Raw genomic sequence first — 26,153 nt, forward strand, 5'->3', positions numbered from 1 at the left:
TGCCCCCGCCCCCCGCTTGCATGCGCAATCCATGGCCGAAAGTGCGCCGCGTCACTGAAAATGCGGGCATATGAGGACAAGACGAACACCGATCGCTCGTTCAGCGAGGCGGGTCCTCCCCCACCCGGCCGTCGATCGACTCGCGGATCAGGTCGGCCTGGCCCACGTGGCGGGCGTACTCCTCGATCAGGTCGACGAATATGTGACGCAGGCTGGGCGACTCGCCGCGCGCGCTCGTGTAGGCGACGAGACGGTCGGGTCCGCCCTCCGCGAGCGCCTGCCGGACATGGGCCCGGGAGCGGGCCACCGCCGCCTCCCACAGCCCGTACAACTGCTCGGGCGTGTCGGAGGCGGCGGACCGCCACTCCCAGTCGGGCTCGGCGTCCCAGTCGACCGTGTCCCAGGGCGCGCCGAGCGGCTTGCCCAGCAGACGCCGGGTGAGGTACTCGTCCTCGACCAGCGCCAGATGCTTCAGCAGCCCGCCCAGGGTGAGGGTCGAGGGCGCGAGCCGGGTGTTCAGTGCGGCCGCGTCCAGGCCCTCGCACTTCCAGGCCAGGATCCTGCGCTGCCGCTCCAGGGAGCCGACCAGCGTGTCGGCCTCGGAGCCGGCGACGGGCGGCTCCAGCAGCACGGGCTCGGTGTTCTCACTGTCACTCATGGCCCGCAGGCTACGGTCAGGCGGTCGGGCCTCGCACAGGAACCGCTGGGAGCGCCGCTCTTCGACGCGGGGGGCTGGTCCGTCCCCGTCTCGTCGATCACAATGTCGGCGTGGCCCAACCGATAAGCGCAGCAGAAGAGTTGGACGACGGCACGCCCGTCAGATTCGTGCTGACGTCCGCGACTCCCGTCCACGACAGCGGTGCCGCCCTCCCCGACGGCGGTGCCGACCTCCCCGAGGGCATGGGCAGAGCCGTCCCCGTGGCCACCGGAGGGGCCGCCGTCGCCAGCTTCGCGGCGGGGGCGCTGCGCACCGCGCTCAAACCGCTCGGGCCGCTGCTGCAAGAGGTGCACGACGTCGTCTCGGCCGTGCCGGACCCGCCGGCCGAGCTGAGCGTCACCTTCGGTGTGCAGATCGGGCAGGATCTGAAACTCGGGATCGTGGGCGGGAACGGTCAGGCGCATCTCACGGTGACCGCCAGCTGGAAACCGGCGCCCGGCACGGAGTGAACCATGGGCTGGTTCAAGGCCGTGGCAACGTCCGGCGACGCGGAGGCGGGATCACGCGTCGCCTCCGTGCGCCGGTCGGCGGACGGCAGGACGGCGGGCGGGGCGGTCGTACTCGGCATCGACACGGTGCTGACCTGCGCACACGTGATCAACGACGCCTTGGGCAGAGCACTCTTCGAAACCCGGACACCGAGGCTGGACGAGGTGTTCGTCGCGCTGGACGGCCCCTTGCGGACCACGCGGTACCCCGCGCGCGTGGTGCACTGGATCGCCCCGCGCGCTCTTGACGGCGGGGCGGTGCGGGACGGCGACGGCGAGTGGCTCGGCGATCTCGCGGTGCTGCGGATCGAGGCACCGCTCGGCAGCGTCCCGGCCCCCGCACCCCGTGCGGCCATGGCGCCCGGCCAGAAGGTGCGGGCCTGGCACGGCAGCGGGCACGGCGCGACCTTCGCGGATCTCGAGGTCGCCGCTCTGGACGGCCCGATCGGCTACCTCGACGGCAAGAGCACCGGCATGGCGGTCGGCCCCGGCTACAGCGGGGGGCCGCTCTGGTCGGAGGAGGACGGGGCCGTCGTAGGGCTCGTCGCCGCGCACTACATGCCACCGTGCGGTCCGGACGGAGCCCGTCTGCCGCCCGACCCGCAGCACCTGATCCGGCGCAGCTGGGGCATCCCCTGGCAGCGGGTCGAGGCGGAACTGCGCCCCCTCGGCATCCTCGACCCGGACGGCACCTGCGGCCCGGGAGCCCAGCAGGGCGCGGGGGGCGTAGGGAGCGTGGGGAGCGGTGCAGACGTCGAGTCCGACGATCCCGCTCACGGCATGCTGGTGATGGCGCTCAGGAACGCCCTCGCGTCGCCGTACACGCTCGGTGACACCGCCCGTCAGCTCGCGCACGAGTGCGGGATCGCGCCGGGCAGCCCGGTGACACCGCCCACGGTCGAGGAGTTCGCGGGCTTCCTGGTCACCCATCCGCGCGCACTGCCCGCCCTGGTCGAGATCCTGCGGCCCAGGGATCCGAGGTCCGCCGACCGGGTCCTGGTCGCCGGCCGGCTCACGGACATTCCCCTGCTGCTCGCACCGCGCGAGCACCGGCGGCTGCACCAGATCCTGCGCCGGATCGAACGGCCCGTCCTCGCGCGGTTCCCCGAGGCGGTGCGCGAGGCGACGAAGCGGGTCGCGGTGCCGGCCGACGGGGACACCCTCGACATCGTCCTCGACCGCCTGGAGACACTGCCCGGCGACGGCCACTCCGACGACGGCGGGCCCCGGGTCCCCGCGCTGCTGCGGGTCGTCGAGTACATCGCCGCCCTGTGTCCGCAGCCCCGCAAGGCGGACCTGCGGCTGTGGTCGGACGGGGTGGCCGGACGGCTCGGCATTCCGTCGGCGGCGCTGCGCGAGCGGCGCTCCGACGCCGGGGACTGGGCCCGGATGCTGCGCGGCGGGGCGCGGCGGGTGCGGGTCCTGGCCCAGGTGACGCGGGCCGGGCGGGGGCGGCACCGGATGCGCGTGTGGTGCGACGAGGGCACCGGGCCGCGGCAGATGTCGGTCGACAGTTCCGCCACGTACTCGGCGTCGGGGGCGGCACGCGAACTGCTGCGCGTCCTGGAGTCCCTCGCGCCCTCGGCGACGGACGGGGCACGACCGCTGGTGGAGGTCCTCGTGGACCGCGCCGACCTCAATCTCCCGGTCGACGAATGGGCCGCCCAGGCGCCGGGGGAGGTCGTGCCGGGTGTGCTCGGGGTCGAGTTCCCGCTGGTGGTGCACTGCCCGGAACTGCTGCGCCGGCACGAGCGGTTCCTCCCGGACTGGCGGGAGCGGTGGCGGCAGCTCGACTCGGGGGAGACGCTGGTCGTCTCGGACCCCGCCCAGGACCCGCACCAGATCTACTACGAGCTCATGGGCCGGCTCGACACCGTCCGCGTCTCCGTCGACGTCCCGCCGGGCCCGCGCGACGCCATCGTTCAGATCTGCCTCGCCGTGGGCATACCGGTGGTGGTGTGGGACCGCGGAACCGGCACGGAGGCATCGTCCCCTTCTTCTCCGTCTTCTTCGTCTTCGTCTTCGTCTTCGTCTTCGTCTTCGGTGTCATCCTCGGCGGCCTCCGCTGCGTCTCCCTCTTCGACTCCCTCCTCGGCGCCGTCCCATGTCGTGCGGCACATGGCGGAGGTCGCCACCCGTGAACTGCCCGACGGGGTCCGTGTCTACCGGGCCAACGCCAGGGGGACGCGCGCTCCCGAGTTCCCCGGCCGCCCGGTCCTCGCCTGGGCGGACGCCGACCGCACGGTGCCCCGGCTGCACCTGACCGAACCCCAGGAGAGCGCATGACCTCCGCAGAGGACCCCGAGGCCCGCGCCGACTGGCGCCTCTTCCGCGGCGACGGCGTCCCGCGGGCCGTCGCCCTGCCCTCGGCCCCGCCATGGCGCCGCTTCAGCCCGACGCCGGCCGTCCGCCCCGAACTGCCCTACCTGATCGAGCAGCAGCACGCCGACGTCGTCAACGCGGCGCTGCATCTGCGCCGCCCGCTGCTGGTCACCGGACCGGCGGGCACCGGCAAGTCCTCGCTGGCCCGTGCCGTGGCACACGAGTTGCGGCTCGGCGAACTGCTGCGCTGGTCCATCAACAGCCGGTCGTCCGTGCGCGAGGCGCTCTACCAGTACGACGCCATCGGACGGCTGCGCGAAACCACCCTCAGCCGGGACCGGGGCGAACGCGAGCCGTCCATCGGGACGTTCATCCGGCTCGGCGCGCTCGGCACCGCGCTGGTGCCCTCCGCCACACCGCGCGCCCTGCTCATCGACGAGATGGACAAGGGTGATGTCGATCTCCCCAACGACCTGCTCACCGTCTTCGAGGAGGGCTACTTCGACATCCCCGAACTGACCCGGCTCCCCGAGGACATGGTCGAGGTGGAGGTGCAGACCGCCGATCACCGAGGCACGGTGACGGTGCGTCAGGGACGGGTCCAGTGCGCCGAGTTCCCGGTGGTCGTCATCACCAGCAACGGTGAGCGCGACTTCCCGCCCGCCTTCCTGCGCCGTTGCGTCCGGCTCGACCTGCCGGTGCCCGACGAGGCACGGCTGCGGGCCATCGTCACCGCCCACCTCGGCGAGGAGGCGCTGCGCGAGGCCGACGACCTGATCGACGCGTTCCTGCGCCGCCGCGCCCCCGGCGAACTCGCCACCGACCAGCTGCTCAACGCGGTGTTCCTGCGCACCGGAGGCGTCGACCTCAACGCCGAGGGCCTCCTGGACGCCGTACTGCACCAGCTCACCGGCGCGATGTGAGACGGCCATGACGAGGCGGCCGTGGTGAGGGGGGTGCGGTGAGCGGGGGTGCGGTGAGCGGGGGCGAGAGCCGGGCCGGCGCCGGATCCGGGGGCGGTGGGGCGCGGCTCGGGGAGGCTTTGCGGGTCTTGCGGGGTGTCGGGCACGACCTGGACGCCGATCAGGTGCTCGACGTGCTGTGGCTGGCCAGGGCGCTGCCCGCCGGAGCGGCCACCGCGCTCAACCCGACTGCCCCCGCCGGGCAACCCGGGGACGCCGGTCCGTCCGCGCCCGAAGCCGACGAGCCCGGTCCGAAGTCGCCGGCGCCGGACCCCGACGACCCGGACCTGCCGGACCTCACCGCCCCCTCCCTGTACGGGTCGGCCCGTTCCACGCCGCCGCCGATGCCGGACATCCGGCTGCGGCAGAGCAGCGAACCGAACCGGGCCATGCCCGTCCGGGTCCCCGAGGACAAGGCGCTCGCGGCCGAACTGGCGCTGGGCCGCGCGCTCCGGCCGCTGCGCCGCCGCCACCCCAGCCCGCACCGCCTGGAGATCGACGAGGAGCGCACCGCCGCCGAACTCGCCGAGACGCGGCTGCCCGACGTGGTGCAACGGCCCGTGCAGGAGCGGTGGCTGCATCTGGTGCTGCTCGTCGACGACGGCCTGTCGATGCTCCTGTGGCACCGCCTCGGCGCCGAGCTGCGCACCCTCCTCGAACGTCTCGGCGCCTTCGCCACCAACCGCGTCCTTGGCCTCGACACCCGCAGCGCGCCAGAACCCCGGCTGCACGCCCGCCCCTTCCGGCACGACAGCACATCCGTGCCGCTCAGCACCGTCAGCGACCCGTCGGGGCACACCCTGGTCCTCGTCGTCAGCGACGGCATGGGCGCCTCCTGGCGCAGCGGCGCCCTGCACCGGCTGCTGTCGCAGTGGGCCTCCCGCGGACCCACCGCCGTGCTCCACACCCTGCCGCCCGACCTGTGGGAGGGCTCCGGCATCCACGCCGAGCGCTGGCAGGCCACGACTCGGCGCATCGGCGGCGCCAACACCTCCTGGGACATCACCGACCCGGTCCTCCCGGCCGACCTCGCCGCCTTCGACGGGGTTCCGGTGCCGGTCCTGGAGCCGACGGCGGCCTCCCTGCGCAACTGGGCCCATCTCCTCGCCTCCCCCGGCACCACGGTCCCGCTGCCCCTGCTGTCCCGGCCCGGGCGGCACGGCGCGAGCGGCCCCGCCGCCGGCCCGGGCGACGCCCAGCACTTCCGGGACGCCGCCACCCCGGAGGCGTACCGGCTCGCGGCGCACCTGGCGGCCGTGTCGCCACTGACCGTGCCGGTCATGCGGCTCGTGCAGACGGCCGTCCCGTGGCGGGCCCGGACCTCCCACCTCGCGGAGGTCTTCCTCGGCGGGCTGATGCGGCCGCACCCCGCGCCGGTGCCGGGGCCACTGCCCGCCAAGCACCAGGTCTTCGACTTCTCCGACACCTCCAGGCTGGTGCTCCTGGACGCGGTTCCGCAGGCCGAACTGCTCAGGACCAGCCGCAGCATCGGGCGGCGCCTGGAGCAACTCGCCGGCCACTCACCGGACTTCCCGGCCTGGCTCGCCCACCCGGACGGTACGGCCCACCTCCCCGGCAGCCACCGCCCGTTCACCAGCGTCGAGCGCCGGCTGCTCACCCGTTTCGGGGTGTCGTTCGAGCGTGAGGCGCTGGGACTGGAGGCGGGGCGCGGCGCGAGCACCGAATCGCCGGACGGCTGGACCTCCCTGCTGGAGGACGACCCCCGGCGCCTCGGACCGTACCGGCTGCTGCGGCGCCGGCGGCTGCGGCGGACCGTGGAGTACGACGCCGTCGACGCGCAGGGCGCCCATGCCCTGGTCCGCACCCCACGCCCCGATCACCCGGCCGGCGACGCCCTGGCGGCCGAGACGGAGGCGCTGCGCCGGCTGGGCGGCCAGTACGCCCCCGCGCTGCTCTCCACCGAGCTCGGGGACCGGCCGCCCTGGCTGGCGGTGGCTCCGATCGGCGAAGGCCCGCAGCAGCCCGGCGCGCCCCGCCTCGCGGAGATCTTCAACGCGGCCCACACGGAGGGCCGCGCCCCCTTCGACAAGATCACCGCGCTGGTCGTGGGCTGGCACCTCGCCAGTGCGCTGGCCCTGTGCCATCTGCACGGGATCGTGCTCGCGGATCTCAACGCGGAGAACATCCACGTGCTGCGCCGGTCGGTCGTCCTCGCGGACCTCTCCGACTGCGCCGTGGACGGCGCTTACGTGGGCACGGGGCCGCCGCCGACCCCCGAGGACAACGTGCGCGCGCTGGGTGAGCTGCTCCAGATCGTCAGCAGCAAGGCCGGCTGGGAGCTGCCCGGCCAGCCGGAGGGCATGCATCTGTGGCAGGGCGACACCTGGCGGGAGCTGCGGCGGCGCGTCCTGCGGTGCCTGGCCGCGGACCCGGCCGAGCGGCCCAGCGCGGCCGAGGTCGCGGACGTGCTGGCCCGGTACATCGCCCAGTCCCGCGTCACCCGCACCGTCCCGCCGGCGTCCGCGGTGAACGCCCTGCCCACGGAGCGCGTCCCGCTCGCCCTGCCGCCGGCCGGCCCGCCGTCCGGGGCCGGTGTGCCGTCAGGGCCCGGTCTGCCCGCGGGCCTGCGCCCGCCCCGTTTCGGCAGCGCCCGCCGCGAGGCGGAGGCCCGGCTGGCCCGGCTGCGGACGCCGCTGCGCCACGGCAGGCGCCTCACGGTGGTCGGCGCCTACCACTACAGCGGGCGGGCCACCACGACGATGGTGCTCGGCTCCCTGCTCGCCGCGGTCCGCGGCGAGCCCGTCCTCGCCCTCGACGGAGCGGCCCACGAGGGGGCCCTGGGACGCTTCCTGACGGACCGTAACCCGGCCACGGTGCGCGATCTCGCGGGGCTTTCCACCGACCCGTCGTACGACGAGGTCCGCGCCCTGACCACCCGGCTGCCGTCCGGACTGGAAGTGGCCGCGCACCCGTCGGGCCACGCCAACCCGAACCTGGTGCACGCCCAGGCCTACGAGCATGTGCTGGCCCGGACGGAGCCGTTCTACTCGTTCGTGCTCACCGACTGGGCGCCGCAGCGGCTCGACGACTCGGCGGACCCCGTGCTGGACCTGACCGACCGGCTGATCCTGTGCTGCGGCACCGCCGACTGGTTCCTCGCCGCGGCCCGGCAGGTCCTGGAGCGGCTGCGCACCGCCCGCCGCTGGCGGCTGGCCGACGAGGCGATCGTCGTCGTCACCGAGGTCGACGGGCCTTCCGCGCGGCGCGTGCCGGCCGCCCTGGCGAGCCGTGTCGGGGTGAGTGTGAACCAGGTGGTCGTAGTGCCCTTCGACCGGGCGCTGAGCTCCTCGTTCTTCCAGGAAAGGGAGTTGAACGGGCTGCGGACACCGACCCTGAACGCCTTCCTGTACCTGGCGGAGCGGGTCGTGCAAACCCGGACGCACTGATCCCCGGGCAGCCGCGGCCGACCCGGGGATCACAGCGTTACGGGAATCAGATGAGGCCGAGGGCGCGGACCGCCTCGCGCTCCTCCGTCAGCTCCTGCACCGACGCGTCGATACGGGCGCGGGAGAACTCGTTGACGTCCAGGCCCTGGACGATCTCGTACTTGCCGTCCTTGGTGGTGACCGGGAAGGAGGAGATCAGGCCCTCCGGGACGCCGTAGGAGCCGTCCGACGGGATGCCCATGGAGGCCCAGTCGCCGTCCGCGGTGCCGTTGACCCAGGTGTACACGTGGTCGATGGCCGCGTTGGCGGCGGAGGCGGCCGAGGACGCGCCGCGCGCCTCGATGATGGCCGCGCCGCGCTTGGCGACGGTCGGGATGAAGTCCTCGGCCAGCCACTTCTCGTCGTTCACGACCTCGGCGGCGTTCTTGCCGGCGATCGTGGCGTGGAAGATGTCCGGGTACTGGGTGGCCGAGTGGTTGCCCCAGATGGTGAGGCGCTTGATGTCGGCGACCGTCGAGCCCGTCTTCTTCGCGAGCTGGGTCAGCGCGCGGTTGTGGTCCAGGCGGGTCATCGCGGTGAAGCGCTCGGCCGGTACGTCCGGCGCGGCGGCCTGCGCGATGAGCGCGTTGGTGTTGGCCGGGTTGCCGACGACGAGGACCTTGATGTCGTCCGCGGCGTGGTCGTTGATGGCCTTGCCCTGCGGCTTGAAGATGCCGCCGTTGGCCTCCAGGAGGTCACCGCGCTCCATGCCCTTGGTGCGGGGGCGGGCGCCGACGAGGAGGGCGACGTTCGCGCCGTCGAAGGCGACGTTCGGGTCGTCCGTGATGTCGATGCCCTGGAGCAGCGGGAAGGCGCAGTCGTCGAGCTCCATCGCGGTGCCCTCGGCGGCCTTCAGCGCGGGGGTGATCTCCAGCAGGCGCAGCTTGACCGGCACGTCCGCGCCGAGCAGCTGGCCGGAGGCGATGCGGAAGAGCAGGGCGTAACCGATCTGGCCGGCCGCGCCGGTGACGGTGACGTTCACGGGAGTGCGGGTCATGGCGTTCTCCGTATGACAGCTGTCGGTGGGGCGTCCCTGCCCCGGGTGGGACGTACAAATGATCGATCTCTTGGTATCAAGAGATCCATCCAGCGGTCAGGCTATCGCGCATCCGGGATCCCGGACGTCCGGGGTTGTGTGGCCCGTCCCACAGAGCGGCTCGGCCGACGACGGACCGGCGGCCGCCGGTCCGGGAGAGGAGGAACCGAGCGGCCGCCGTGGTGGGGGTACCGGGTCGCGCCGGACTCCCGTGGGGGTACGGTTCGCGTGCCCCGCGCGGACGGGGCTATTCCTCTCGCCGCCGTTTTTTCTCCGCGGTCTTCTCCGCGGTCTTCTCCTCAGTCTTCGGCGCGGTCTTCTGCGCGGTCTTCTCTGCCGCTTCTTTCACCGGCCGACGGGGGCTATGGCGTGCACCCCTGCTGCCCGGACGCCAGCACCGCGCACGCCTTCGCGTCCGCCGGGCTCTTCACCGCCACCATCGGCGTGTACGCGATCGTGTCGCCGGCGACCGTGATGCTGCCGGTCTGCCGCACCGACCCGACGGTCACCCGCACCCCGTCCCCCTGCGCGGCCTGCGTGATCCGGCCCCAGGCCGCCTGGCAGGTCCTGCTGTAGCGGACCTCGACCAGGGTCGCCCCGACCGTGGCGGTCTTCGCCGTCTCCACCAGGTCGCCGCTGCACCCCATCCGCTCCGCGTCCCGGCCAGTGCAGCCGGAGCCGCTGCACAACACCCCGGAGGGCAGGACGGGGGCCGAACTGGCCAGCGGGGAAGGCGACTTGACGGTACCCACCGCCTGCTTCGCGCCCCCGCCGTCGGTCAGCAGGAACGCCCCCACGACGACGGTCACCACCCCCACGACCCCGGCCAGGAACATCGCCGTCCGCCGCGGTCCGACACCCGGCGATCCGGAATCGCCGGACCCGCCGTAGTCGCCGGACCCGCCGGGCCCGGCCTGCGAGGGCAAAATCGTCGGCGACACGCCCGCCGGGCCCGCGACCCCCGGAGTCACCGCGACCCGTACGTCACCCTTCCCGCGCGCCTCGGCCGTCCCGGGCGCCTCGGCCTTCTCCCGGCCCCCGCCGTCCTGGCGCACCTCGGGCGGCGGCCCGAACTCCCCCAGGGCGGCGCGCGCCTGGGCGATCCGAAGGGCCTCCATGGTGCGGTCGTGCCGCATCTCCGAGCGGCTCCAGGCCCGTTCGGCCAGCTCCCACATGGTCGTCAGATGGATGGGCGGCGTGCCGGTGACCTCGGCCAGCGCCACGATCGCGCCCTTGGGGGCGAGCAGCCGGCCGTTGAAGTAGCGCTCCCAGGACGTCTTGCTGTAGCCCGTGCGGTCGGCCACCGCCGCGACGCTCAGGCCCGTGCGGTCCACCACCCGCCGCAACTGCTCGGCGAACTCCCGCATGTGCGGGTCGAGTTCGTCCGGCAGAGCTTTCCACCGAGGCATCGGACCCCCTCCCTCCGCCAAGTCCCCCATCGGTAACGTTAGACCCGATGTACAGACGATTCGGGACACATCCCCGAACTGTCAACGTATCGACACGACGAGCACACCTCAGCCGAAGGCGACCGCTCCCCCGACGGCCGTGAGCAACACGGCGAGCAGGAGCAGGACCGCGTAGAGCAGGAGGCGTCCGGCGGGGCGGGGCGCGGGCTCCCGGGCGGGTTCCTCCAGCCGCTCCCACCAGGGGACCGTCGGATCGTCCTCGTACTCCCCGCCCGGATGCGCCGACGCCGGCCGCGGCCAGGCCTCGACCGCCAGTTCCCAGCGCACGACATGGCGCTCGGCCTCCGCGCCGGCCAGCCCCGCGACCGCGCACAGCGCGGCGACGGCCTGCCGGGGCGGCGGCTGGACGGCGTTGAGATACCGCTGCCAGGAGGACTTGCTGTACGCGGTGCGCGCGCCGAGCGCGGCCAGACTCAGGCCGGTACCGTCCTTGAGCTGCCGCAACTGTTCCACGAAGTGCCGTACCTCCGACGGCAGCCCGTCCGGCAGCGGCTGCCAGGCGCCCATTCCGCCCACCTTTCCCTCGATCCGTTGAGGGGACGACGCGGGGCGGCCGGACGGTTCCCGCCGGACCGGCCGGCGGGAACGGGATCAGTTGCTGGTGACCGTGAAGTGCAGGGTGTCCTTCAGGAACGGGATCTGCAGCCACGGGTCGGGCTGTGCCATCAGCGCCAGCAGGACGATCGCGGTGCCCAGCAGCCCGTAGGTCGCGATGTCGGTGAAGCGGGAGCGGACGGCGAGCATGCCGACGCCGGGCAGCAGCCAGCGCAGGACAGCGCCGGTCAGCAGGCCGACGCCGATCAGGATGGTGCCGATCCGGAACACGTCGAGCGCGGTCAGCAGCAGACCGAGCGCCACGACGCCCAGGACGGCGATGATCGGCCACTGCCGAGCGGCCAGCGCGTCGCCGTTCGCGGCCCGGCCGGCGCCCTCGGGGCGCGCGGTGTCGCGGGTGAACTTCGGGAAGCGGCGGGTGGTGCGGCGCGGCACACCGTCGGGGCCGGGGGCGCTGACCGGATCGCGCACCTCGATGTCGTCCCCGTCGTTCACGTCCTTCACGCCGTCACCGCTGTCCCCGCCGTCCGTCGCGCCCATGCCGTCCGCGCCGTCCGTGGCGTCCGTGGCGTTCATGCCGTCCGTCGCGCCCTCGGTGTCCCTGTCCTCGTCCTCGTCCTCGGCCTTGCCGGAGGCGCCCTCAGGCGACACTGCGCTCCGCCGCCTCGACCACGTTGACGAGCAGCTGGGCACGGGTCATCGGGCCGACGCCGCCGGGGTTCGGGGAGATCCAGCCGGCCACCTCGCGGACGTCCGGGTGGACGTCGCCCACGATCTTCCCCTCCGCGTTGCGGGAGACGCCGACGTCGAGGACGGCCGCGCCCGGCTTGACGTCCTCGGCCCGCACCAGGTGGGCGGAGCCCGCGGCGGCGACGATGACGTCGGCCCGCTTCAGGTGCGCCGAGAGGTCCCGGGTGCCGGTGTGGCACTGGGTCACCGTCGCGTTCTCGGTGCGCCGGGTCAGCAGCAACGGCATCGGACGGCCGATGGTGACCCCGCGGCCCACGACCACGACCTCGGCGCCCTTGATCTCGACGCCGTACCGGCGCAGCAGCGTGAGGACGCCGTTGGGGGTGCAGGGCAGCGGCGCGGGCTCGCCCAGGACCAGCCGGCCGAGGTTCATCGGGTGCAGGCCGTCGGCGTCCTTGGCCGGATCCATCAGCTCCAGGATGCGGTTCTCGTCGATGCCCCTGGGCAGCGGCAGCTGCACGATGTAACCGGTGCAGGCGGGGTCGTCGTTCAGCTCGCGGACGACCGCCTCGATCTCCTCCTGAGTGGCCGTGCCGGGCAGCTCGCGCTGGATGGAGGCGATGCCGACCTCGGCGCAGTCGCGGTGCTTGCCGGCGACGTACTTCTGGCTGCCGGGGTCGGTGCCGACGAGGATCGTGCCGAGGCCGGGCGTCACACCCTTCTCCTTCAGCGCCGCCACTCGGGCGGTCAGCTCGGACTTGATCTCGGCTGCGGTGGCCTTGCCATCGAGAATCTGGGCGGTCATGCGCCCATCCTCCCGGATGACGGGCCCCCGGTTCCAATCCGGGTGACGCCGTACGGGGTGCGGGCGGGAGGCCGGGCACCATCCGGACCTGTGCGTTCGTGATCAATGATGTTGCACTTGCACAACACCTGGGGAATGCCGCGGAATGCGGCTGGACAACAAACCGACCATTGCAGAACGATTGCCGTCACAGTGCCGCGGGCAGTACCGGGGGGACGACCGCATCTGTAGACCTTCCTCCGAACCAGGCCGCCCGTCGTCCCCGCACTCGAGTGCACACGGAGGAAGGACCGCCATGAGTTTCGGCGACCCGAACAACCCCTACGGCCCGCCCCAGGGTCCGCCGCAGGGTCCGCCCCAGGGCCCGCCGCCCGGCTATCCGCCGCAGGGCCCGCCGCCCGGCCAGCCCGGCTACGGCTACCCCACCGCTCCCCAGGGCCAGCCCGGTTACGGCTACCCGCAGGCCCCGCCGGTTCCCCACGGATACGGCTACGGCGTCCCGCAGGAGATGCCCGGCCTGGTCAAGACCGCCCGGGTGCTGCTGTTCATCATCGCCGGCTTCCAGATCCTGGTCGGCATCTTCGTCGGCATCGTCGGCGGCCTCATGCAGGACACCTCCAACGGCTTCGGCTCCGGCGACGAGACCGGCACGGCGACCGGCGTGCTGGTCGGGGTCGGTCTGCTGGTGCTGGCGCTGGGCGCCCTGTCGATCTTCCTGGGCGTCAAGTTCAAGTCCGGCCGCGGCGGCATCCGGGTCACGACCATCGTGTACTCGTCGCTGATGATCCTCGGCAGCCTGGTCAACATCGTGAACGGCGCCGGCGGTTCGGGCACCTTCGGGGGCGTCATCTCGCTCGCGTTCGGCGGCATCATCCTCTCCGCGATGATCAGCGGCGGGGCCTGGTTCAGTCGTCCGCGGTACTGACGGCGGCAGCCGGACCAGCAGCACGGCGAGCGACGCAACGGCGTCTTCTCGCCATTCCTCGCCGGGGCCGTGTCGTGTCGTGACACGGCCCCGTCCCGTCACCCACTCTGATGCCGTAAGGGCGGGTGGGGACGGGGTGACACCGTGTACAGCATCATCGTCGTACCTCCGGTACCTCTGGTACAGCGGGAGGACGGACCCGGCGGCCAGGAGCCGGGGCAGCTGCGGCTCGCCCCCGGTGAGCGGCTGACCTTCGGACGGTCGGCGCACGACAACGGCCTGGAGATCCCGCACGAGGGCGTCTCCCGGCGGGCCGGCGAGATCACCGCGCAGGGCGCGTTCTGGATACTGAGCAATTTCAGCCGGGACCAGACGTACGTCGTGGACAACCCGGAGGGCGCCGGCGAGCACATCAAGGTCGCGCCCGGACGGCTGGACGCGCCCGTCCCCTTCGAGTTCGCCCGGATCGTGCTGCCCGCGGCGGGCGACCTGTTGACGTTCGAGGTGTGGGCGCCGCGCCACGACTACCTGGGCGCCGCGTCGGACCTGGACGGCGCGACCACGGCGCCCGCGTTCTCCCTCGACCGCTCAAAGCGCTACTTCGCGGTGCTGGCCGCCCTGTGCGAGCCCCGGCTGCGGGGCGAACCGCACGCCCCGCTGCCCACCGTCGACCAGGTCGTCGCCCGGCTGCGCCCGGACTGGCCCGCCGCCTCCCGCACCTCCGTGCAGTGGAACATCGACTACCTGGCCGTGAAGCTGCGTCTCAAACCCGCCCCCGACACCGCGGACCCGGGCCCGCGGCTCAACGGCAAGAAAGAGTCCCTGGTGTCGCTGGCGCTCCGCTTCGACCTGGTGCGCGAGGACGACCTCGGCGTCCTCGCGGGACGGGCGCCCGCACCCGCCGACCGGGCGGCCGTGCGGTGACCGAGCCGTACGCCGTCCGGGTCCCCAGGGGCTACCGGGTGGGCGGCTGGGAGGTGCAGGAGCCGATCGCGACCGGCGCGTTCGGCAGTGTGTACGCGGCCCGGCGGGACCTCCCCGACAACGACGCCCCCTCGGCCGCCCTCAAGTTCCTGCCCACCGGCACCCACACCCCCCGCCAGCTGGCCCATCTGCGCGAACTGGCCGAGCGTGAGGTGGAGTTGCTGAGCCGTCTCAGCAGCCCGCGCCTCATCCGCCTCTACGAGACCCTCACCGTGGACGACCCGTCCCGCCCCGAACTCGACGGCGCCACCGTGCTGGTGCTGGAGAAGGCCGAGGACTCGCTGTCCGCGCTGCTGAGACGCGACGCCCAACCCGCGGCCGGGCCGGCCCTGCTCGCCCAGGTCTGCGCGGGCCTGGCCCAGCTGCACCGGGCGGGCTGGGTGCACGGCGACCTGAAACCGGCCAACGTCCTGCTGATGAAGGACGGTTCGGCCCGCCTCGCCGACTTCAACATGGCCGCCGAGCTGGAGGGCACGCACGCCTACACCCCGGCCTTCTCCACCCCCGACTACACCCCGCCCGAGCTGCTGTGGGCCGAGATCGGCGAACGGGGCCGCCGGATCCGTCCCTCCGCCGACGTCTGGGCGTTCGGCGTCCTCGCCCACCTGGTCCTCACCGGCTCCTTCCCGCTGCCCGGCGGCACGCCGACGGCCCGCCGCGACGCGGCCGTCGCCTACGCCCGCGGCACCGCCGAACTGCGTCTGTCACCCCAACTCCCGGAGGACTGGCGGGACATCGTCCGCGCCTGCCTGGCCCGCACGCACGCCCACCGGATCGGCACCCAGGCCCTGCTGCGCCGGGTGGAGAAGGCCACCGGAACGGCCCCGGCCGGCGGACGGCTCCGTCTGCTCCCCGGCCGCCCGTTCAGCCCCTCCCGCCCGTTCAGCCCGTCCCGCCCGTCCCGTCGTACGACGATCCTGGCCACCACGTTCGCGGCCGTCGTCCTGGCGGCCCTCGGCTACGGCATCAGCACCTGGACCGGCGACGGAACCTCCGGCGACGACAAGGCGCCCGGCGGGAGCGCGACGGTGACACCCGCCGCGCAGTACGGCGCCGTGGACCTGCGCACCGACAAGGGCGTACCGGCCGCGTACCGGCTGCTGATCGTCGAGACGGCGCACGACTGCGACCAGCCTGCCGTCACCCCCTCCCTCATCGCCGCCATGCTGAAGGTCGAGAGCAACTTCGATCCGAGCCTCTCCGACCCCGCCGAGAACGAGTACGGCATCGCCCGTTGGACCCCGAGCGTGCTGCGCTGGTGGATGAACGCCGACGGCACGCCCGGAGAGGCCGTCCCGTCGCCCCCGTTCCCGCCGGCCGAGTCCATCCCGGCGATGGGCCGCTACCTGTGCTGGATCGCACCGCGCCTGAAAACCGAACTCCCCGGCGACCGGCGCGTCCTGGTCGCCGCCGCCTACCGCACCTCCTGGAACGTGGTGAACAAGGCGGGCGGCGTCCCGCCGGAGACCCGCGACTACGCGACCCAGGTCGCCCACTACCTCAAGGAGTACACGCCCCCGGGCCGCACGTGACCCTGTGAAGTCAGAGGTACCGGCAGGCGTGTCTTCCCGCCACCTTGGTCCTACGTCGGTGCGGGGTCCGGCCCCCTCGGGGGAGGGCCGGACCCCGCACCGACAACCGAACCGGCCACAGGCCGACGGGGGAAGCGGCCACAGGGCCCACGGGGAAAGCGGGGGTAGGACCATGAAGCGGGCGTTCGCCGCGGTGTGCGCGATGGCGGCGGTCACGGCGGTGGCCGGCTGCGCCCAGGACGACGGGTCCGCCGGCGAGGCCCGGCCGCAGCCGCTGACCTGGCAGCAGGAACTCCGCGTGTCCGACGCCCAGCAGCACCTGACCTCCCGGTGCATGAAGCGGCACGGTTTCACGTACCCGGAAGACCGCACCCTGACCCTGCGCGAGAGCATGCCGGTGCGGTTCGTGCAGGACGACGTGGCGTGGGCGCGGACGTACGGCTACGGCGGCCGGATCGACGCCGAGCAGGAGCAGGTGCGGCTGCACAACCCCACCGCCGCCTACCGGCAGGGTCTGTCCGCCGCGCGCCGGGCCGCCTTCGACAAGGCGCTCGACGGCGCCGACGACGTCCAGGTGGTCTCGGCGAAGCTCCCCGGCAGCACCCGCGAGGTCCGCAGCCGGCTCGGCGGCTGCACGGCGGAGGCGGAGAAAGCCCTCTACGGCGACCTGGGCGACTGGTTCCGCGCGTCCAAGACCGCCACCGGCCTGAACGCGCTGTACTCCGGCGACCTCATGCACGACCGGCAGCTGACCGCCGCCGTGGCCGCCTGGTCCACGTGCATGAAGAAGTCCGGCCTGTCCTACCCCGACCCGCAGGCGGCCCGGGACGCGATACGGGCGAACACCGCGCGGCTGGGCCCGGCCGGCGCCGACCAGGCGTTCGCGACCGAGCGGAAGACCGCGGTCGCCGACGCGACCTGCGCCCGCGCGACCTCCCTGAAGTCGGTGGCCGCGGCCCGCGAGACCCACTACGTCGACCGGCTCCCGGACCGGTACGGCGAGGCGCTCGACACCTACCGGCGCCTCCAGCGCCAGGCGTACGACCGCGCGGTGCACATCGTGCCGCAGCGCGCCTGACGCATCGACGCACCAACATCGACGCACCAACCAGGAAACGCACCACAACCGAACGAGGGGAACCGTCATGCGCAAGTTCGCTGTCACGGCGGCCGTCATCGGCCTGACCGCGCTCGGCCTGACCGTGCCCGCGACGACCGCCCAGGCGGCCGGCACGGGGGTCCAGGTCACCGGCTGCAACAACAAGTGGCCGGGCCGCAACGGCCAGGTCTACGCCTGGGACGGCTACGACTGCCAGGGCACGCTGTTGGGCCACACCGCGGGCTCCGACCCCGACTGGAACGCGGCCGGCGGGGGCTTCGAGAACGCCTGGGACAAGGCGTCGTCCGTCATGAACGCCGGTTACACCGGCGGCAAGGACGTCGTGCAGTTCTGGGGCTTGCAGAACTACGAGGTGGCCTACACCTGTCTGTCCCCGAACGAGTACTTCGCGGACGACCTGTCCGACAACTCCTTCAACACAGGCCACCCCATCGTGGACAACAACATCCGCTCGCACCGCTGGGTGACCGCCGGCGAGTGCGCGACCTGGCTGACCTGAGCCGCGGAGAAACGGGAGACGGGCGGTCCGGCCTGCTGCCGGACCGCCCGTCTCGCGTCGTACGCACCGACCCGTGTCGGCTCAGTGGAAGAAGTGGCGCGTCCCCGTGAAGTACATCGTCACGCCGGCCTTCTTCGCGGCCTCGACGACGAGCTCGTCGCGGACCGAACCGCCGGGCTGCACCACGGCCTTGACGCCGGCCTCGACGAGGACCTCCAGCCCGTCCGGGAAGGGGAAGAAGGCGTCGGAGGCGGCGTAGGCGCCCTGGGCGCGCTCCGCGCCCGCCCGCTCGACGGCCAGCTTCGCGGAGTCGACCCGGTTGACCTGCCCCATGCCGACGCCGACCGAGGCGCCGTCCTTGGCGAGGAGGATGGCGTTGGACTTCACGGCCCGGCACGCCTTCCAGGCGAAGGAGAGCTCGGCGAGCTCGGCGTCGGACAGCGCCTCGCCGGTGGCGAGGGTCCAGTTGGCCGGGTCGTCGCCGTCGGCCTGGAGGCGGTCGGCGACCTGGAGCAGCGCGCCGCCGCCGATGGGCTTGAGCTCCACGGCATTGGCGGGCCCGGCGGGCGCCTTCAGCACCCGGATGTTCTTCTTCTTGGTGAGGGCTTCGAGGGCCCCCTCCTCGTAGTCGGGCGCGACGATGACCTCGGTGAAGATCTCCGCGACCTGCTCCGCCATCTCCTTGCTGACCGGCCGGTTCACGGCGATGACGCCGCCGAACGCCGACAGCGGGTCGCACGCGTGCGCCTTGCGGTGCGCCTCGGCCACGTCCGCGCCGACGGCGATCCCGCACGGGTTGGCGTGCTTGATGATCGCGACGGCCGGCTCGGCGTGGTCGTACGCGGCACGGTGCGCGGCGTCCGTGTCCGTGTAGTTGTTGTACGACATCTCCTTGCCGTGCAGCTGCTCGGCCTGCGCGAGACCGGCGCCGCTCGCGTCGACGTAGAGCGCGGCGGGCTGGTGCGGGTTCTCGCCGTAGCGCAGGGTGTTCTGGCGCTCCCAGGTGCCGCCGAGGAAGTCGGGGAACTGCGACTCGTCGACGGGCGCGTAGGAGGAGGCGAACCAGGAGGCGACGGCCACGTCGTAGGCGGCGGTGTGCTGGAAGGCCTCGGCGGCGAGCCGCTTGCGGGCGGCGAGGTCGAAGCCGCCGTCACGAACGGCCGCGAGGACGTCGCCGTACCGTGCCGGGCTGGTGACCACGGCCACCGAGGGGTGGTTCTTGGCGGCGGCGCGCACCATGGACGGCCCACCGATGTCGATCTGCTCGACGCACTCGTCGTCGGAGGCGCCCGAGGCGACGGTCTCGCGGAACGGGTACAGGTTGACGACGACGAGGTCGAACGGCGCGACGCCCAGCTCGTCGAGCTGCTGACGGTGGCTCTCAAGCCGCAGGTCGGCGAGGATGCCGGCGTGGACCTTGGGGTGCAGGGTCTTGACCCGGCCGTCCAGGCACTCGGGGAAGCCGGTGAGCTCCTCGACCTTGGTGACGGGGACGCCGGCGGCGGCGATGCGGGAGGCGGTGGACCCGGTGGAGACGAGCTCGACGCCCGCCTCGTGCAGCCCGCGCGCGAGCTCTTCCAGACCGGTCTTGTCGTAGACGCTGACGAGCGCGCGACGGATGCCCCGCTTGCTGCTCTCGGCCGTGACAGTGCTGTCGGCGGTCACTGGATAACTACCTTTCGTCCCTCAATGCGATAGCCGTTGCGGGCGAGCCGCCCCACGACCTCGACGAGCAGCCTTCGCTCGACTTCCTTGATGCGCTCGTGCAGAGCGCTCTCGTCGTCCTCGTCCCGGACCTCGACCACGCCCTGGGCGATGATCGGTCCGGTGTCGACACCGTCGTCGACGAAGTGGACGGTGCAGCCGGTGACCCGCGCCCCGTACGCGAGCGCGTCCCGCACCCCGTGGGCCCCCGGGAAGCTGGGGAGGAGAGCGGGATGGGTGTTGACGAACCGCCCCCCGAACCGCGCCAGGAACTCCTTGCCCACGATCTTCATGAATCCGGCGGAGACGACGAGGTCGGGCTCGTGGGCGGCCACGGCCTCGGCGAGAGCGGCGTCCCACTCCTCGCGGGTCCCGAAGTCCTTGACCCGGCACACGAAGGTGGGGATCCGGGCCCGCTCGGCACGGGCGAGCCCTTCGATGCCGTCCCGGTCGGCCCCGACGGCCACGATCTCGGCGCCGTAGGCGTCGACGCCGGCGTCCGCGATGGCGTCGAGGAGAGCCTGCAGGTTCGTACCGGATCCGGAGACCAGGACGACGAGGCGCTTGGCCACGGGCTTGGCGGCCACGGTGGGGCCCTTTCTCGGGGAAGCACGTACGGGGTGGCGGGCCTGGACGTGGGCTTGTACTTTCGTACGAATGCATCGCGCCCCCGGATACGGGGAAGCCTACGAAGCAGCCGACCGTCAGCAACGATACCGGCACACCGGGCGGCCCCCACGGGACGGGGGCGTGGCCGGAAGGTAGCGTCTGGGGCGAGCGGGCTCGGGAACGCGGTGGTGGTGCGGTGCGTTCCCGAAGTGACAGCTCACTCCAGACGCCGTATCTCCTAGGGGAAGACGCTCACTTGATGCCGGACCGCAGTCTGCGACTCCTCACGCTCCCCCCGCAGTCACCGCAGGGAGGGGAGCGCGGCGCCGTGCTGCTGCGGGAGCGCCCAGCCTCTCCCCCGGACGCCCCCTCGGGCGACAGCAAGCCTCCCGAGGACGACAACCCGTTCGCTCCGCCGCCCGAGGGCGCCCCGGACCGGCCGTGGCAGCCCCGGCGCCCGGCGGGCGGCGCCCCCGAGGACGGGCGCTCACCCTGGGGCAGCCAGTGGAGCGACCAGCAGCCCGGCCGCTCCCCCGGCGGCTTCGGCGAGCGCCCCGGCGGCGGCAACAGCCCCGAGGGCGGCGGCCCGGGCACGGACCCCGGCAAGCGCTGGGACCCCACGGACCCCGCCCAGCGCCGCGCACGCTACGCCCTGCTGTGCGGCATGTGGGCCTTCTTCTTCGTCCTCTTCGGCTGGCCCTACGTCGCCCTGCTCCTCGGCGCGCTGGCCCTGAACTGGGGAATCAGCGCCCTGCGCAGCAAGCCCCGCACCCCCGACCCCGACACGCCCGAGCCCACGGGCCGCCCCCAGCGGACCGCCGCCATCACCGGCCTGGTCACCGCCTCGCTGGCCCTGGCCCTGGTCGCCGCGAGCTTCACCGCCCAGTTCGTCTACAGCGACTACTACACCTGCACGAACGACGCCCTCACCAACGCGGCGAAGCAGTCCTGCAACGACCTCCTCCCCAAGGAGCTGAAGGACATCCTGGGGGGCAACGCCTGAGGGAGGCCACCCAGGCGCGCTTCAATCAGCCCGTCCGGCACTTGAGGAGAGGCCCGTTCAGGGCCTCTCCTCGCCCTCTTCCCCTGCCTTCCGCACCTCCCGCACCTCCTCCACCTCCCGCAACGCCGCCCAGCCGGCCTCCCGAGCCGCATCCTCGTGCCACGCCGGGTCCGCCGGCTCGACAGCCGCGACCGGCTCGACAGCCGCGACCGGCTCGAACGACTGGACGGGCACGGCAGGCGCCGGCGGGACGGGAGGCGCAGAAGGCACGTAAGGCCGGGCGGGCAAGGGAGGCAGGGCGGGCAGGGGAGGCACAGGAGGCACGTCAGGCACAGTGGGCACGGCAGGCGCAGGAGGCACGGCAGGCACGGAGGTCTCGACGCGCGCGAAGTCGTACAGCTCCGACTTCGCGGCAGCCGCCGCACCAGAACCCTCCGCCTGCCCCGGCCCCCTCTGCCGCCCCCAGAGCTTCGACCCCATCGACACCTTCGGCCCCTCCGACCCCTTCCACACGTTCCGCCCGTTCCGCCCCTTCCTTGCGCCCCACTCGCCCCGCCGGCACCACCCGCGCACTGCCACCGCCACAGGCACCCCCACCCCCACCGTCCACAACACGACCGCGCCCCCCACCTGCCACCACACCGGCCCGAACCGAGCCAACGCGTTCACGCCCAAGGGCCCACCGGCCAACCCCGCCAGCCCTCCCACCAGCACCCCGCACCCCGCACCCGCGAGCACGACAACCCCCGCGGTTCTCCCCCGCGACCACCCGCCGCCGCCCGGCCCCGCCGCCCGGCCCACGAACACCCCCACCGTCGCCCCGGCCGCCACCGGCACCAGCCCCGCCGCCCAGTTCCACCACGTCCCGCCGCCCGCCTCCGGCACCGCAGCCAGCAGCGGAAACGGCGGCAGCAAGGGCGCCGGATCCGAGGACAACGGCGACACCACATGTCCGACCCCCAGGGCGTACCCCGGCCCGAGGCCGTACGCCGCCCCCCACACCGCGGCGTTCGGCATCAGCGCCACGCACAGCAACAGCACCGCGAATCGCCCCGTCCACCCCTCCGTCAGCTGCACAAACGCCTCCCGGGCGGCGCCCGCGTGCCACACGGACGACACCGCCACCAGCAGCGCTCCGCCCCCGACGAGCACCGCGGCTCCCGCCCCCGCCGCCCGCCCGGCGACCCCGGCCCGTTCCCGGCCCTCCGCCCCGAGGAGCAACCGCCGCACCCGGCGCGGCAACACGAGCAGCACGCTCTCCGCCGGCCCGCGCGGACGACCGCAGGCCGACCACACCCCCGCCCCGGCGGCCGCTACGGCGACCATCGGCACGCACACCCCCGTCCACGCCCACGAGGGCCGCAGCGCAGCACCGGCGGCCGCATAGAAGGCGGCGCCCGCCCCCACGGCGAGATACCCGAGCACCACCCCCACCCACGCCGTACGCGCACCCACGAGCACACCGTCCCCGGCCGCACCCCCGCCCTCGGCCTCGCCGCCCCCGTCCACCGCGTCCCGCCCAGCGCGCCGCACCAGCCACACGGGCAGCACGAGCAGCAGCAGCGGCGTGACGCCGACCGGCGCCGCAACCCCGGACAGCGTGTCGACGCGCACCAGTTCCGCACCGTGCGCCAGCAGCCACAGGGCGGCGGCGGCATGCAGCGCACCCTCCGGCCCGCTGTCGGGATACGGCGAGCTGATCCACAGCACCATGACGAGCACGGCGAACGAACCGAGCCCCAGCCCGGCCGCGAGGGCGCCGCCCAGGAGACCGGCGGCCAGTCCGGGGGAGCGGTCGCGCATCCGGTCGAGCAGGGGCGACAAGGGCAGTCGGCGAGGGGTCGTCTGGATCACGACCGTCATGCTGCCAACGACACGCGCTTTCCCGTCGTAACAGGCGAACTACCGTTGTGTCGCTCAATATACGTTTATGTACTTTTTCGCGCTGCCGGCATCGCTGAACAAGGCGGACAAGGTGACGAACACCCAGGAGGCAGCGCCTCGACCCCAGGTGACGGTGTGCCTGACAAAAAACCCCGACGACCGCCCCCAGCCGCTGCCGGCGACGCCGTCCCCCGTCCCCCTGACCCCCGCTCAGGCCTTCGACGCCCTCTACGCGTTCTGCGCCCCCGCGCTCGTCCGGCAGACCTACCTGCTCTGCGGCCGTCGTGAACTCGCGCGCGAATCGGTCGAGCGGGCCTTCCAACTCGCCTGGCAGCGCTGGCCCGAGGTGGCCGTGGACCGCGACCCGGCGGGCTGGGTACGGGCGACGGCATACGAGTACGCCCTCTCCCCCTGGCACCGGTTCCGCCCCCGTTTCCGCCACCCGGAACCACCCCCGCCCGACGCGTCCGACCGCGCACTGATGGACGTCCTGCTCGCCCTCCCGAGGCCGTACCGCCGCACGCTCCTCCTCTACGACGGCATCGGCCTCGACCTCCCGGAGACCGCGGCGGAGACGGAGGCGAGCACGCCCGCCGCCGCGAACCGGCTGCTCCACGCGCGTGCGGCGATCGCGGCGCGACTGCCCGAGCTGGCGGACCCCGCCGCACTGCACCGCAGGCTCGCCGAGGTGGCGTCCGCCGAACGGCTGCGCGCCGCGGGGCCGCCCGCCGTCCGCGCGGGCGGTGAACAGCGGGCCCGCTTCTGGGCCAGATCGGCGATCGCGTTCACGGTCGCGATCATCGGCGCGACCGCACTGACCCTGCGCACGGCTCCCACGCAGTACGAGGCCCCGGTTCCCCCCGGCGAGAAGGTGCAGGGCGTCCCCCCGCGCGCGGCCGCGGGCCCCCTCTCGAACGCACAGCTGAACCTGAGGGCAAAGCTGCGCGCGCACACAGCCCACGGCCCGGAGCGACTGCTCCCGGAGCCGAGGTGAGAGCCCGCTGCGGAAACGGCCGTGGGCCCGCCCCCCAAGGGGACGGGCCCACCGACGTTCAGCTCCCGAACCTCAGCCCGCGGAGAGGATCTCCCGCGCCAGCTTCGCCGTCTCGGTCGGCGTCTTGCCGACCTTGACGCCGGCGGCCTCGAGGGCCTCCTTCTTCGCGGCGGCCGTACCGGAGGAGCCGGAGACGATGGCGCCGGCGTGGCCCATGGTCTTGCCCTCGGGCGCGGTGAAGCCCGCGACGTAGCCGACGACCGGCTTCTTCACGTTGTCCTTGATGAAGGCCGCGGCCCGCTCCTCGGCGTCGCCGCCGATCTCACCGATCATCACGATCAGGTCGGTGTCGGGGTCGGCCTCGAACGCGGCGAGCGCGTCGATGTGCGTGGTGCCGATGACCGGGTCGCCACCGATGCCGACGGCGGAGGAGAAGCCGATGTCACGCAGCTCGTACATCATCTGGTACGTCAGCGTGCCGGACTTCGAGACCAGGCCGATACGGCCCGGCTTGGTGATGTCGCCCGGGATGATGCCGGCGTTCGACTGACCCGGCGTGATGAGACCGGGGCAGTTCGGGCCGATGATCCGGGTCTTGTTGCCCTGGGACACGGCGTACGCGTAGAACGCGGCCGAGTCGTGGACGGCGATGCCCTCGGTGATGACGACGGCCAGGGGGATCTCGGCGTCGATCGCCTCGACCACGGCGGCCTTGGCGAACGCCGGCGGCACGAAGAGGACGGACACGTTGGCGCCCGTCTTCTCGATCGCCTCGGCGACCGTGCCGAAGACCGGGATCTCGGTGCCGTCGATGTCGACGGAGGTGCCCGCCTTGCGCGGGTTCACGCCACCGACGATGTTCGTGCCGTCGGCCAGCATGAGCTTGGTGTGCTTCATGCCCGTGGCACCGGTCATGCCCTGGACGATGACCTTGGAGTCCTTGTTGAGGAAGATAGCCATGGCTGTCTGAGTCCCTCTTCCTTACTTCGCAGCCGCGAGCTCGGCGGCCTTGTCGGCCGCGCCGTCCATGGTGTCCACACGCTGGACCAGCGGGTGGTTGGCGTCGGAGAGGATCTGACGCCCCAGCTCGGCGTTGTTGCCGTCCAGCCGGACGACGAGCGGCTTGGTGACGTCCTCGCCGCGGTCCTCCAGGAGCTTCAGCGCCTGCACGATGCCGTTGGCGACCTCGTCGCACGCGGTGATGCCGCCGAAGACGTTGACGAAGACGGACTTGACGTCCGGGTCGCCGAGGATGATCTCCAGGCCGTTCGCCATGACGGCCGCGGAGGCGCCGCCGCCGATGTCGAGGAAGTTGGCGGGCTTGACGCCACCGTGGTTCTCACCGGCGTACGCGACGACGTCCAGGGTGCTCATGACGAGACCCGCGCCGTTGCCGATGATGCCGACCTCGCCGTCGAGCTTGACGTAGTTGAGGTTCTTCGCCTTGGCGGCGGCCTCGAGCGGGTTGGCCGACGCGTGGTCGACGAACTCCTCGTGTCCCGGCTGACGGAACTCGGCGTTCTCGTCCAGGGAGACCTTGCCGTCCAGGGCGATGACGTCACCGGAGGCGACCTTGGCCAGCGGGTTGACCTCGACGAGGAGCGCGTCCTCTTCGATGAAGGTCTTCCACAGGGTGACCAGGACGTTCGCGACCTTGTCGGCAACCTCGGCCGGGAACTTGGCGGCCGCGACGATCTCGCGGGCCTTCTCCGGGGTCACGCCCTCGTTGGCGTCGATCGGCGTCTTGGCGACGGCCTCGGGGCGGGTGGCCGCCACCTCCTCGATCTCCATGCCGCCCTCGACGGACGCGATGGAGAGGAAGGTGCGGTTGGCACGGTCGAGGAGGAAGGAGACGTAGTACTCCTCCAGGATCTCCGGGGCCGTCTCGGCGATCATCACCTTGTGGACCGTGTGGCCCTTGATGTCCATGCCGAGGATGTCCGTCGCGCGGGCGACGGCCTCGTCCGGGGTGGCGGCGAGCTTCACGCCACCGGCCTTGCCACGGCCGCCGACCTTCACCTGGGCCTTGACGACAGACTTGCCACCGAGGCGCTCGGTGGCTGCGCGGGCCGCCTCAGGCGTGTCGATGACTTCACCGGCCAGCACCGGTACATCGTGCTTGGCGAAGAGGTCCCTCGCCTGGTACTCGAACAGGTCCACGCGCTTCCGTCCCTATCAGTGATCTCGCGGTTCGTTGGATGCGTGGGCGTGCCGCGAAGGGCAACGTGACGTCCGCTAGTCACAGGGGAGGCGCACACGGTGTCCGAGCGCGCGGCATGTCCGTCTCGCAGGTTATCGCTGCTTGCAGGAGGCCCCTAAATCGAGGGTCACACCTGAGCGGTGATACCTGTCACATGATGCCGCGCTCACTGGCACCGCGTGCCGGACGTGAGGACTCGGGGAAGGGC

At 72.9% G+C, this 26,153-nt stretch carries 22 protein-coding genes; 11 read left to right on the forward strand and 11 right to left on the reverse strand.

What is annotated here, in order from left to right; translation table 11 throughout:
- Window positions 1–100: 100 nt before the first annotated feature.
- Entirely contained in the window at window positions 101–658 is a 558-nt protein-coding gene (locus ACZ5SK_RS38635) for a DinB family protein (protein ID WP_334577710.1), read from the reverse strand.
- Window positions 659–768: 110 nt separating this feature from the next.
- Here ACZ5SK_RS38635 and ACZ5SK_RS38640 point away from each other — a divergent pair, with 110 nt between their 5' ends.
- The 4 genes from ACZ5SK_RS38640 to ACZ5SK_RS38655 all read left to right on the forward strand — a co-directional run bounded on the left by ACZ5SK_RS38640 (window position 769) and on the right by ACZ5SK_RS38655 (window position 7,897).
- Window positions 769–1,167 (forward strand): CU044_2847 family protein, encoded by a 399-nt coding sequence (locus ACZ5SK_RS38640; protein ID WP_334577711.1) that lies wholly within the window; start codon window positions 769–771, stop codon window positions 1,165–1,167.
- Window positions 1,168–1,170: 3 nt separating this feature from the next.
- Window positions 1,171–3,492 carry a VMAP-C domain-containing protein gene (locus ACZ5SK_RS38645; protein WP_468577210.1) on the forward strand — a complete coding sequence of 774 codons (2,322 nt, stop codon included), beginning with the start codon at window positions 1,171–1,173 and terminating at the stop codon, window positions 3,490–3,492.
- Window positions 3,489–4,451: an AAA family ATPase gene (locus ACZ5SK_RS38650; RefSeq protein ID WP_334577713.1), complete on the forward strand. Its 963-nt coding sequence runs from the start codon at window positions 3,489–3,491 to the stop codon at window positions 4,449–4,451. The genes ACZ5SK_RS38645 and ACZ5SK_RS38650 overlap by 4 nt, the downstream gene beginning before the upstream one ends.
- 128 nt (window positions 4,452–4,579) lie before the next feature.
- Complete coding sequence (locus tag ACZ5SK_RS38655) at window positions 4,580–7,897, forward strand: SAV_2336 N-terminal domain-related protein (protein WP_468577212.1); 3,318 nt, start codon at window positions 4,580–4,582, stop codon at window positions 7,895–7,897.
- Between the two features lie 46 nt (window positions 7,898–7,943).
- Here the strand turns inward: ACZ5SK_RS38655 and ACZ5SK_RS38660 are convergent, their stop codons facing one another.
- From ACZ5SK_RS38660 to ACZ5SK_RS38680, 5 genes are all read right to left on the reverse strand, one after another.
- On the reverse strand, window positions 7,944–8,933 hold the full coding sequence (locus tag ACZ5SK_RS38660; protein WP_334577715.1) for a malate dehydrogenase: 990 nt from the start codon (window positions 8,931–8,933) through the stop codon (window positions 7,944–7,946).
- Between the two features lie 401 nt (window positions 8,934–9,334).
- Window positions 9,335–10,381: a helix-turn-helix domain-containing protein gene (locus tag ACZ5SK_RS38665; protein WP_361707177.1), complete on the reverse strand. Its 1,047-nt coding sequence runs from the start codon at window positions 10,379–10,381 to the stop codon at window positions 9,335–9,337.
- A gap of 108 nt (window positions 10,382–10,489) precedes the next feature.
- Window positions 10,490–10,948, reverse strand: coding sequence for a helix-turn-helix domain-containing protein (locus ACZ5SK_RS38670; protein WP_334577717.1), 459 nt, complete (start codon window positions 10,946–10,948; stop codon window positions 10,490–10,492).
- 84 nt (window positions 10,949–11,032) lie between these two features.
- On the reverse strand, window positions 11,033–11,647 hold the full coding sequence (locus tag ACZ5SK_RS38675) for a DUF3017 domain-containing protein (protein ID WP_468577216.1): 615 nt from the start codon (window positions 11,645–11,647) through the stop codon (window positions 11,033–11,035).
- Window positions 11,637–12,491 (reverse strand): bifunctional methylenetetrahydrofolate dehydrogenase/methenyltetrahydrofolate cyclohydrolase, encoded by an 855-nt coding sequence (locus ACZ5SK_RS38680; protein WP_334577719.1) that lies wholly within the window; start codon window positions 12,489–12,491, stop codon window positions 11,637–11,639. The genes ACZ5SK_RS38675 and ACZ5SK_RS38680 overlap by 11 nt, the downstream gene beginning before the upstream one ends.
- Before the next feature lie 295 nt (window positions 12,492–12,786).
- Here ACZ5SK_RS38680 and ACZ5SK_RS38685 point away from each other — a divergent pair, with 295 nt between their 5' ends.
- The 5 genes from ACZ5SK_RS38685 to ACZ5SK_RS38705 all read left to right on the forward strand — a co-directional run bounded on the left by ACZ5SK_RS38685 (window position 12,787) and on the right by ACZ5SK_RS38705 (window position 17,551).
- Complete coding sequence (locus ACZ5SK_RS38685) at window positions 12,787–13,416, forward strand: hypothetical protein (RefSeq protein ID WP_334577720.1); 630 nt, start codon at window positions 12,787–12,789, stop codon at window positions 13,414–13,416.
- A gap of 144 nt (window positions 13,417–13,560) precedes the next feature.
- Window positions 13,561–14,340 carry an FHA domain-containing protein gene (locus ACZ5SK_RS38690; protein ID WP_334577721.1) on the forward strand — a complete coding sequence of 260 codons (780 nt, stop codon included), beginning with the start codon at window positions 13,561–13,563 and terminating at the stop codon, window positions 14,338–14,340.
- Window positions 14,337–15,932, forward strand: a complete 1,596-nt coding sequence (locus ACZ5SK_RS38695) for a protein kinase domain-containing protein (RefSeq protein ID WP_334577722.1) — start codon at window positions 14,337–14,339, stop codon at window positions 15,930–15,932. The genes ACZ5SK_RS38690 and ACZ5SK_RS38695 overlap by 4 nt, the downstream gene beginning before the upstream one ends.
- A 172-nt stretch (window positions 15,933–16,104) precedes the next feature.
- The gene (locus ACZ5SK_RS38700; protein WP_468577220.1) at window positions 16,105–17,010 is read left to right on the forward strand and encodes a hypothetical protein; all 906 of its coding nucleotides are present in this window, start codon (window positions 16,105–16,107) and stop codon (window positions 17,008–17,010) included.
- 67 nt (window positions 17,011–17,077) lie between these two features.
- Window positions 17,078–17,551 carry a hypothetical protein gene (locus tag ACZ5SK_RS38705; protein ID WP_334577724.1) on the forward strand — a complete coding sequence of 158 codons (474 nt, stop codon included), beginning with the start codon at window positions 17,078–17,080 and terminating at the stop codon, window positions 17,549–17,551.
- 81 nt (window positions 17,552–17,632) lie between these two features.
- Here the strand turns inward: ACZ5SK_RS38705 and purH are convergent, their stop codons facing one another.
- Window positions 17,633–19,216, reverse strand: coding sequence for a bifunctional phosphoribosylaminoimidazolecarboxamide formyltransferase/IMP cyclohydrolase (gene purH, locus ACZ5SK_RS38710; protein ID WP_334577725.1), 1,584 nt, complete (start codon window positions 19,214–19,216; stop codon window positions 17,633–17,635).
- Complete coding sequence (gene purN / locus ACZ5SK_RS38715) at window positions 19,213–19,842, reverse strand: phosphoribosylglycinamide formyltransferase (protein ID WP_334577726.1); 630 nt, start codon at window positions 19,840–19,842, stop codon at window positions 19,213–19,215. Before purN ends, purH begins: the two co-directional genes overlap by 4 nt.
- A gap of 281 nt (window positions 19,843–20,123) precedes the next feature.
- Between purN and ACZ5SK_RS38720 the strand changes: the two genes are divergently transcribed.
- Window positions 20,124–20,867: a hypothetical protein gene (locus tag ACZ5SK_RS38720; RefSeq protein WP_361707187.1), complete on the forward strand. Its 744-nt coding sequence runs from the start codon at window positions 20,124–20,126 to the stop codon at window positions 20,865–20,867.
- Between the two features lie 57 nt (window positions 20,868–20,924).
- Here the strand turns inward: ACZ5SK_RS38720 and ACZ5SK_RS38725 are convergent, their stop codons facing one another.
- Complete coding sequence (locus ACZ5SK_RS38725; protein WP_361707190.1) at window positions 20,925–22,730, reverse strand: cell division protein PerM; 1,806 nt, start codon at window positions 22,728–22,730, stop codon at window positions 20,925–20,927.
- A 67-nt stretch (window positions 22,731–22,797) separates the two neighbouring features.
- Here ACZ5SK_RS38725 and ACZ5SK_RS38730 point away from each other — a divergent pair, with 67 nt between their 5' ends.
- Window positions 22,798–23,745, forward strand: a complete 948-nt coding sequence (locus ACZ5SK_RS38730) for a SigE family RNA polymerase sigma factor (protein WP_334577729.1) — start codon at window positions 22,798–22,800, stop codon at window positions 23,743–23,745.
- Window positions 23,746–23,817: 72 nt separating this feature from the next.
- Here ACZ5SK_RS38730 and sucD read toward each other — a convergent pair whose 3' ends face one another.
- The gene (gene sucD, locus ACZ5SK_RS38735) at window positions 23,818–24,705 is read right to left on the reverse strand and encodes a succinate--CoA ligase subunit alpha (RefSeq protein WP_079660326.1); all 888 of its coding nucleotides are present in this window, start codon (window positions 24,703–24,705) and stop codon (window positions 23,818–23,820) included.
- Window positions 24,706–24,726: 21 nt separating this feature from the next.
- Window positions 24,727–25,905 (reverse strand): ADP-forming succinate--CoA ligase subunit beta, encoded by a 1,179-nt coding sequence (sucC, locus tag ACZ5SK_RS38740; RefSeq protein WP_468577225.1) that lies wholly within the window; start codon window positions 25,903–25,905, stop codon window positions 24,727–24,729.
- Window positions 25,906–26,153: the final 248 nt, after the last annotated feature.

Source organism: Streptomyces sp. NPDC031474 (genome assembly GCF_055581185.1).

Excerpts from the sequence above, each read along its gene's own strand:
- ACZ5SK_RS38700 (WP_468577220.1), top strand. The coding sequence starts at position 16,105 with ATGAAGCGGGCGTTCGCCGCGGTGTGCGCGATGGCGGCGGTCACGGCG.
- ACZ5SK_RS38680 (WP_334577719.1), bottom strand. The coding sequence starts at position 12,491 with ATGACCGCCCAGATTCTCGATGGCAAGGCCACCGCAGCCGAGATCAAG.
- ACZ5SK_RS38645 (WP_468577210.1), top strand. The coding sequence starts at position 1,171 with ATGGGCTGGTTCAAGGCCGTGGCAACGTCCGGCGACGCGGAGGCGGGA.
- ACZ5SK_RS38705 (WP_334577724.1), top strand. The coding sequence starts at position 17,078 with ATGCGCAAGTTCGCTGTCACGGCGGCCGTCATCGGCCTGACCGCGCTC.
- ACZ5SK_RS38660 (WP_334577715.1), bottom strand. The coding sequence starts at position 8,933 with ATGACCCGCACTCCCGTGAACGTCACCGTCACCGGCGCGGCCGGCCAG.
- ACZ5SK_RS38670 (WP_334577717.1), bottom strand. The coding sequence starts at position 10,948 with ATGGGCGCCTGGCAGCCGCTGCCGGACGGGCTGCCGTCGGAGGTACGG.
- ACZ5SK_RS38685 (WP_334577720.1), top strand. The coding sequence starts at position 12,787 with ATGAGTTTCGGCGACCCGAACAACCCCTACGGCCCGCCCCAGGGTCCG.
- ACZ5SK_RS38665 (WP_361707177.1), bottom strand. The coding sequence starts at position 10,381 with ATGCCTCGGTGGAAAGCTCTGCCGGACGAACTCGACCCGCACATGCGG.
- ACZ5SK_RS38635 (WP_334577710.1), bottom strand. The coding sequence starts at position 658 with ATGAGTGACAGTGAGAACACCGAGCCCGTGCTGCTGGAGCCGCCCGTC.
- ACZ5SK_RS38730 (WP_334577729.1), top strand. The coding sequence starts at position 22,798 with ATGTACTTTTTCGCGCTGCCGGCATCGCTGAACAAGGCGGACAAGGTG.
- sucD (WP_079660326.1), bottom strand. The coding sequence starts at position 24,705 with ATGGCTATCTTCCTCAACAAGGACTCCAAGGTCATCGTCCAGGGCATG.
- ACZ5SK_RS38720 (WP_361707187.1), top strand. The coding sequence starts at position 20,124 with ATGCCGGACCGCAGTCTGCGACTCCTCACGCTCCCCCCGCAGTCACCG.
- ACZ5SK_RS38650 (WP_334577713.1), top strand. The coding sequence starts at position 3,489 with ATGACCTCCGCAGAGGACCCCGAGGCCCGCGCCGACTGGCGCCTCTTC.
- ACZ5SK_RS38725 (WP_361707190.1), bottom strand. The coding sequence starts at position 22,730 with ATGACGGTCGTGATCCAGACGACCCCTCGCCGACTGCCCTTGTCGCCC.